We start from the raw sequence: 7,836 nt of genomic DNA on the forward strand, positions 1-7,836 counted from the left end.
GGCAAGGCGTGGGAGGCTATCACTTTGCTGGAGGAAACGAAGAGTGAGTGCAATCGTCGTGAAGGATGAGCGGTTTTATATGAAAAAAGGCTCATGGTTCATAGCTCATGGCTCATGATAACATCGCTTTTCAAGAGCGTTTCCCGCTTTCCATATTGGCTTGCATCTCTTTGCCTTTTTCATTTTTCGTTGTGATCGTTCCGATCATGGGAATTAATGGAAAATCCGTCAGAGTCTGCCGCGACCTGATGCGATGGGGAAATATTGATTTTTTTTTCTGCGACATTCAATGCAATATTCAAAAGGACTCGGCATGGAACAGAGTGGTTTGGATTTCTGGGAACGACATTCGTTGCAGTTTTTGGAAATGGCGTTTGAAACTTTTAAGAGGGAAACACTGGAAAAGCCTGATGGCTATGGGAAAAAGACTCGTGAATGTGGGGACACCATAGAGATTTTTCTCATGTTGGATGAAGCAAAAATCCGGTCCGCTTCTTTTGAGACTGACGGTTGTCTCTATTCCGTAGCATGTTCCAATGCCGTTGTACACCTGGCTGAGGGAAAGACCCTGCCCGAGGCAGGGCGGATCACTCCGGAAGACGTGATAAGATACCTGGAAACGCTTCCGGAAAACGAAAGCCATTGTGCAGACTTGGCTGTAGCGGCTTTGCGCCTTGCATTGGATGATGCCCGGGCGAAGACGTCTCCGGTCCTTCACAGTTGACGATGGGAATTCTCAAAGCGAAGGAGGGATTCATATTGTGCCGGAATCTTCTCCTTTGGTTTGGAAGGACTGAATATGTCATTGTGAATCCGCCACATCTCAAAAATCCTTAAAACCAGGGAACGGCATGCCTATTGCTCTTGAAACGATGGAGCATTGGCCGCTGACGACTTGAGAAATGGGGAGAAGTGAAGGATGGCGAGGTTTGCCCATATTATTTCAGCCATTGACGCTCATACGGCGGGGGAACCCACCAGGGTGGTCTTGAGTGGTTTGCCGCTCATACCGGGCATTACCATGGCGGAAAAAAAGCGCTACATGATGGAACATCTGGACCATTTTCGAACACTCCTCATGCACGAACCGAGGGGGCACAACGACATGTTCGGAGTCATCATCACGCCTCCAACGACGGATCAAGCCCAGTACGGTCTCCTCTTCATGGACCACGGTGGGTATGTCGACATGTGTGGCCATGGCACCATGAGTGCTATCACGGTTCTCCTTGAAACGGGTATGGTGACCATGGCGGAGCCGGAAACCACGGTTGTATTCGATACCCCTGCCGGACGGATCAAGGGGCATGCCCGAATCGAGAACAAACAGCTGGTTGAAGTATCCCTGACCAATGTGCCTTCCTTTTTATATGTCAGGGATCTGGAACTCGATCTTCCCGATGTTGGAAAAATCACGGTTGATGTGTCTTTCGGTGGAAATTTCTTTGCTGTGGTGAGGGCAAGGGATCTGGGGGTTGCGGTTCAGGTTGACCAGGTTTCAAGACTCATCGAGCTGGGGATGAGGGTGAAAAGCGCTGTCAATGAGAAACTAAGCGTGCGTCACCCCACAAAAGAGCATATTGCTTCGGTCGAATTGACGGAAATCTACGAAAAACCGGAACCTTCCAGGCCCTTTTCCCGCAGCGTGGTGATCTTTGGCAGGGGGCAGCTGGATCGCTGTCCGTGCGGCACGGGAACCTCAGCGACCATGGCCGCTCTTTTCGGGAGGGGCGAGCTCCCCCTGGGGGTTGAATTCATCAATGAAAGCATTATAGGGACTCGTTTCACGGGAAAGCTCTTGAGTGAAACCCGAGTGGGTGATTTTGCCGCGGTAAATCCTCTTGTGGCCGGCAGAGCGTACATTACGGGAATCCAGCAGTTCGTTGTGGACCCGGATGATCCGCTCATGTACGGCTTTGTCCTCGGCCGATAGCGCTTCTTTTTGCCGTTTTTCATAGCGGCTGCCATTGGTAATTGATTATGGATACCCCCCGGTTTTTACCGGGGGGAATTACAGAATTCGGCATTTGCGTGAATATAAGAAAGCCTTCCTCCCGCTGGGTGAGTATCGGAGCTCATGTCACACAGTATGCGGCTGCAAATACTCTTTTTGGGGAATCCAAAGTGCCGGGGAAAGACTCTCTTACGTGCAAATCCGCTTTGGTAAGAGGGGCAGGTGGAGACGGGGCAGCAGGCCTTTTAATGAACGCAAATATCTTCTCCCAGGCCAAGAATTTTTTTCTCCTCAGCCAGCCTCATGTTCAACCATTTAAGAACCTTGTCGAATTCGTCCTTCAACTCTTTCAGTGCCTTGCCGCGATGACTGACCTGGGCCTTTTCCTCCAGTGTCATTTCGGCAAAAGTTTTCTTCATGGGTGGATAGTAAAAGAGCGGGTCATAGCCAAAGCCGTTGGTGCCTCGGGGAGCCTCCAGAATAACACCCTCGCAACTGGCCTCATAAGTGAGAGCCGGTCCTGTGGGGACTGCCAGTGAGAGGACGCAGCAAAAGCGTGCCTTGCGTTCCGACTTTCCCGAGAGCGCTTCCAATAACTTGGAGTTGTTTTGTTCATCGGTGGCGTTGGGGCCTGCATATCGTGCAGAATAGACTCCAGGCGCTCCATGAAGTGCTTCCACTTCAAGGCCCGAATCGTCCGCCAGTGCGGGTAGTCCCAGCACTTTGGCCGTGAAGCTCGCTTTCTTGTAGGCATTTTCTTCGAAAGTTTCACCATCCTCTATAACTTCAGGGATCGGTCCAAAGTCGTTCAGGTCCTTGATCTCCACTGGAAAGCCCTGGAGATACTCTTGAATTTCCTTAGATTTCCCCTTGTTCCGTGTTGCTACGATCAACGTGATTTTCTGCATGTGTTTCTAGCCCTTTCTCTTAGGAAATGGATATATCAGAATATTGGATAGGATTAGATCACTAATTGTCACATTAACCACGGAGAAAGACCTTCAAATGAAATTTCTGTGTTCTCCGTGTCTCCGTGGTTCAGATGAAATCTGACAATGTCGAGTTAGGTTACAGTATCCGGCTGTTCCTCAACGGCCTCTTCTTTTTTCTCCTTGCGCCCAAAGAAATGGACGATCCATACACTGGCTTCATAAAGTATGAGGAGAGGGGCCGCCATCATGAATTGTGAAAAGACATCGGGGCCGGGTGTGAGAGCCGCAGCGATGATAAAGATGACGACAATGGCGATCTTGCGCTGACGCCTCAGAAACGAGGCTGTTACGAGTCCCAGTTTGCCAAGGAAAAAGGCGAAAATGGGCAATTCGAAAACGAAGCCAAACCCCAGAAGAAGCCTCATGGAAAAGGTCAGGAACTCCCTGGTACTGATCATGGGGGTGATATAATCGTTGGCAAACGAAGTGAAGAACTGGAATCCAATGGGAAAAACCAGGAAATATCCGAAGAGCGCCCCGCCCACAAAGAAGAAGCTTGAAAAGAACACGATGGGAATGATGTAACGTCGCTCATGTTCGTAAAGGCCGGGAGCGATGAAACTCCATATCTGGTAGACGACGACCGGCACGGAGAGACCACACCCCGCAATAAAGGAAACCTTCAAATAGGTGAAAAAGGCTTCATGGGGTGCGGTGTAAATGAGCTTTGCCCCCTGGTTTTGGGGAAGCGCCTCGATCCAGGGTTTCATGAGGATTTCAAAGAGCTTCTCCTTGAAGGCGTAACTGATGAGGAAACCGATTCCGATGGCTACCGCAATGTAAATGAGTCTTTTGCGAAGTTCTTCCAAATGTTCGGTGAAAGGCATCTTATCCACTGACATCGTTATTTACTCGCTTATCATTTGTTAAGTTTACACTGCAGGCGCCGGTGAGTGAAAACAACAAAATATCATGTGACGCATCGCAACATTCCTTGAGCGCCCCTGTCGCTGGCAGCGCAAATTAGATGAAATTGATTTAAAAACGCTATCTTGAATTCGCATGCGAGTCTTCATCGGACTTTTCCGCATCGGACTGCTTTGGTTTCCTCCCCGCTCCCCCCTTGCTTTCCGTTGGAACACTTTTAGCCGGCGGCTCTTCGCTGGCTGGGGATATCCTTGAATTGACGGCTTCCAATGGCTTCAAGAAACTTTTTCCTGAAAGGATTTCACGTTGCGCTGAGTGAAATTCGTCCTTAATTTCTCGCACCGTGTCATCCTGATCGAAAGTTTCTTTGAGTTCATTGGTAGCCCTTTTGAATTCAGCGTAGCCACGCCCCAGGGCTCTTGCCAGGTCGGGAAGTTTACTTGGCCCGACGACAATCAGGGCGATCGCCATAATCACAAGCAGCTCGGGGAATCCAATGCCAAACATCGAAATTTACTCCTTATGGGGTTCGAAACAAACAAAAGAATTGAACATTACTTGCATATTTAAGGTAAAAGCAGGCAAAAGCTTTCATTAGAAAGAATACCTCCCCCTGCGGGATTCAGGATTTTCTGTCGGTTTTTCCGGTGCCGTCTCCTCCGGGACTGGCGAGGTTGGATGGCTTTCCTTTTAGGGATCTTCTGAATTCACTGATGCCTCTTCCCAGATTTTCCCCTATTTGCGGCAGCTTTTTGCCGCCAAAGAAAAATAGCAAAAGAAAGAGTATGATGACTAATTCCATGGGCCCCAAACCAAGCATTTGCTGTCTCCTTTTTTCTGTTACTTAACGGCGTAACTGTGCAAGCCGCTCAAAAGGAAATTGACACCAAAATAAGTGAAGAGGACGCAGACAAATCCCAAAAGGGAGAGCCAGGCCACACGGGTTCCTCGCCAGCCCTTCATGGTTCGAGCGTGCAGCAGTGCCGCATAGATCAGCCAGGTGATGAGGGACCAGGTTTCTTTCGGGTCCCAGCTCCAATAGGTTCCCCATGCGGAATTGGCCCAGACGGAACCGGTGATGATACCCAGTGAGAGCCATAAAAATCCGAAAAAGATCATCTGGTAATTGAACTCGTCCAGTTGCCTGGAGCTTGGCAGGTATATCAGTATTCCTTTTTCATTTGAATCAGACATCTGATTCTTCTTCAAAAGATAGAGGATGCTGATTCCGCATGAGACGGCAAATGCTGCATAGCCCAGAAAACATGTAACGACGTGGGCGATGAGCCAGTTGCTCTTGAGTGCCGGTACGAGGGGTTGGATCTTCGAATCAATCTGGTCTGAAAAAGACGCATAGGCCATGGCAAGAAACGCAAACAGGGAGGGAAAAACGCCGAGAACCCTTTGTTTGCTCCGAAATTCCAAAATAACATAAAGCAGCATGATAGACCAGGCGGCAAAGACGAGAGATTCATAAAGATTCGAAAGCGGGGCATGGCCGTAGCCAATCCGGTAGGATTCCCACCAGCGCAGGAGAATGCCGATGGCTTGAATGACGAGTGTGCCAAACGCGGTGATACTGCCTGCCAGAAGCATCCGATCGGTGCGGAAGACCACTCCTACCAAATAGAAAGCCATGCATAGAAGATATGCAAATGTGGTTATGCTTAAAAGAAGAGAACTTTCAATCATTTAATTATTCCCTTTGATCTTTTTGTTTGAGTTCTTCCTGCAGACGTTCACAAAGGTGGTTGAAGTCCTGCTCAAAAGCAAGCGGATTCTTATTTGTCCTTCCTGCAATAACAACCTTTCCCCACTCTCTTTCTTCACCCGCCGGCTCAGCCCAAATCCATAATTTTCTGTGGCTCGTATAAAAGGTGAGACCAATTCCCGCAAGCATGGCTACAAATCCAAACCAGACGATCCAAACACCAGGGTCTCGCTTCACCTGGAGTCCGGTATACCGGCTCTGTTCCACATGATCGACTTTGACCTGATAGTTCTGAATGCGGTTCCCGTGGAATTTCGGCATGTCTACCAGAATCCAGGACCCGGAAGGCTCCTGACCCTCTCGAAAGAGAACCAGTGCCAGGGCTGGTCCAAATTGAGCCATGTCCTGTTGATATTGCATGGCTTGAACCCGGTCGGTTGTGCCGGGAATAGGAATGGCCTGACGATAAGGAAGCACCAATTTGTAGGTTTTGCCCGAATCGACATCCTGAAACTCCACTTCGGCATTCCTGACCGAAGAACCATAAGAAGACTGATAAAATGTAATTCCTTTATAGGTCAAGGGATCATTCACTCGAATGGTTCTCTGGAGTACCTCCCTACCGTCTTCGATGATCGTCAAATCCGATCGAAAATCCTTGGGGGCTCCCGTTTCATAAAAAGAGGCTTCGAATGCGTCGCAACGTACTTGAAAGGGAAGGTTGAGGATGCGGTCTGCGCTGGAAAGGACAACCCCGGCAGTTGCTTCACCTTCAGAAATATTCATGAAGCCCTTGAATCCAAACAGGGATCCTATCAGGGCTCCCAAAAGAACGATGAGAACACTGAAATGCACAACGTAAACTATTAAAGTGCTCCAACGCCCCTTTTCGGCTATGGCACTGTACAAACCTTCATTTTGCAGCTCAGTTGTAGTGCCAAATTCTTTTGCGATGACTCGGGCCAAGACATCTTTTGTTTGTTCCCAACCAAGCTTCGTAGAAAAATGCTTATGGTGAGCGAATTTCGTCAACTTCTCCGGGTCCACGTGGTCGTCGCGGTACCTGAGGAGTTTGATGGCCTTAGGGAGCCTTTGTATGGTGCAGACAATAAGATTCAAACAGAGCAGGAGAAGGAGGAATCGAAACCAACCTGTACGATAGAGGTCATGAAGCCCAAATGTTGCGATCCACCATGTCGCGGTCGGACTGAAATGTTGTTCGAGATCCTGCTCCATCAAACCCTGGGGAAGAAGGGTTCCAATGACTGAAGCCACTGCCAGAGTGAGAAAAATGAAAATGGATAATTTCAGGGATGCAAAAGTTTGGTATATCTGCTGCCACAATCCTTTGTTTTGCTGCATGTTTTCTTCAGCCTTTCACTTTGAATGAGGGAACCTGATGTACTGCGTTTATTAACTCGCCGCAGTTCCTTATGACAAGAGGGATAAGAGAGTATTCCAAGATCTTTTTGTTCCCCCGATTGTCCCCTCCCTTAAAATGGGGACAGGATGCTTATATAAAAAACTGATACGGAATTTCAATCGTGGGAAGGGTCTGCAGAAGCGCAGAAAATGAATGCCGTTGTAGGAAAATGATTTTTGAGGGACATTTTCCTTATGGGATAAGGGGGGTGGGGGATTCTAATATCCTGTTATTCACCACCTCGGCCCGGAGAAGCCATTGGAATTCTTATGGGATTCCTCCGTGATCTCTGTACCTCCATGGTAAATGGGGGAGCAAGAGCGACTTACTCCCTAAAAGAAATCCACCTGGAAAGCAGGTGCAAGGATCTTTATGGTACGGGAACGAAAATCTCCATGATTCAAGTAATGCAAAGTCGACTGTTGAGCTGGAACCCCGCGACATTTCACCTGTAAGGAATAGATTTTTCTCCCGTTATTTTGCATCGACAATGAACAGGTATTATAGTTTCGAATGTTCTTTACGTGGTAGTTCACTACAGGGACGCAAAGAGCACGGATAAACAAACCTTCTGCATGGTTCAATGCTTTGAAAACGTTATCGTGGAAGCGGGCTCTGGCCTGTTGATGCGATTCTGGAAGGAGAAATTCATGAGTCAGGAATTGCTCGATTTTGATGTGATTATTCTGGGAAGCGGACCTGCCGGGTTGCAGGCTGCAGTGCATGCGGCCCGTGCCAAGGCCACTGTAGCGGTTTTGGGACGCATGGAGAGAAGTTCTCTCTTCAAGGCTCACGTGGAAAACTACTGTTGTATGGATACCACATTAAAGGGAGTGGATATTTTGGAACAGGGGCAGCGGCAGGCTGAAAAGTTTGGTGCCCGCTTCTT

9 protein-coding genes (1 of these 9 only partly in view) are annotated in these 7,836 nt (G+C 48.6%); 3 read left to right on the top strand and 6 right to left on the bottom strand.

What is annotated here, in order from left to right; genetic code table 11:
* Window positions 1-313 precede the first annotated feature (313 nt).
* Both QMG16_RS01220 and QMG16_RS01225 read left to right on the top strand, forming a co-directional pair.
* Entirely contained in the window at window positions 314-724 is a 411-nt protein-coding gene (locus QMG16_RS01220) for an iron-sulfur cluster assembly scaffold protein (protein WP_281791845.1), read from the top strand.
* Between the two features lie 195 nt (window positions 725-919).
* A complete protein-coding gene (locus QMG16_RS01225) occupies window positions 920-1,933 on the top strand; it encodes a proline racemase family protein (RefSeq protein ID WP_281791846.1) in 1,014 nt (337 codons plus the stop codon).
* Between the two features lie 266 nt (window positions 1,934-2,199).
* Here the strand turns inward: QMG16_RS01225 and QMG16_RS01230 are convergent, their stop codons facing one another.
* From QMG16_RS01230 to resB, 6 genes are all read right to left on the bottom strand, one after another.
* Window positions 2,200-2,862, bottom strand: a complete 663-nt coding sequence (locus QMG16_RS01230) for an XTP/dITP diphosphatase (RefSeq protein WP_281791847.1) — start codon at window positions 2,860-2,862, stop codon at window positions 2,200-2,202.
* A gap of 155 nt (window positions 2,863-3,017) precedes the next feature.
* The gene (gene tatC, locus QMG16_RS01235) at window positions 3,018-3,788 is read right to left on the bottom strand and encodes a twin-arginine translocase subunit TatC (protein ID WP_281791848.1); all 771 of its coding nucleotides are present in this window, start codon (window positions 3,786-3,788) and stop codon (window positions 3,018-3,020) included.
* Window positions 3,789-3,933: 145 nt separating this feature from the next.
* Entirely contained in the window at window positions 3,934-4,320 is a 387-nt protein-coding gene (tatB, locus tag QMG16_RS01240; RefSeq protein WP_281791849.1) for a Sec-independent protein translocase protein TatB, read from the bottom strand.
* A 115-nt stretch (window positions 4,321-4,435) separates the two neighbouring features.
* Window positions 4,436-4,633 (bottom strand): twin-arginine translocase TatA/TatE family subunit, encoded by a 198-nt coding sequence (locus tag QMG16_RS01245; RefSeq protein WP_281791850.1) that lies wholly within the window; start codon window positions 4,631-4,633, stop codon window positions 4,436-4,438.
* Between the two features lie 20 nt (window positions 4,634-4,653).
* On the bottom strand, window positions 4,654-5,502 hold the full coding sequence (gene ccsB / locus QMG16_RS01250; protein WP_373878698.1) for a c-type cytochrome biogenesis protein CcsB: 849 nt from the start codon (window positions 5,500-5,502) through the stop codon (window positions 4,654-4,656).
* Between the two features lie 7 nt (window positions 5,503-5,509).
* Entirely contained in the window at window positions 5,510-6,886 is a 1,377-nt protein-coding gene (resB, locus tag QMG16_RS01255; protein ID WP_281791852.1) for a cytochrome c biogenesis protein ResB, read from the bottom strand.
* Between the two features lie 711 nt (window positions 6,887-7,597).
* On the opposite strand from resB, the gene QMG16_RS01260 reads away from it, so the two are divergent.
* Window positions 7,598-7,836, top strand: the start of a protein-coding gene (locus QMG16_RS01260; RefSeq protein WP_281791853.1) for an NAD(P)/FAD-dependent oxidoreductase. The gene runs 688 nt beyond the window's last position; only the first 239 of its 927 coding nucleotides appear in the window; it begins with the start codon at window positions 7,598-7,600; the stop codon falls past the right edge of the window.

Origin of the sequence: Desulforhabdus amnigena (assembly GCF_027925305.1) — a bacterium.
GTDB lineage: Bacteria > Desulfobacterota > Syntrophobacteria > Syntrophobacterales > Syntrophobacteraceae > Desulforhabdus > Desulforhabdus amnigena.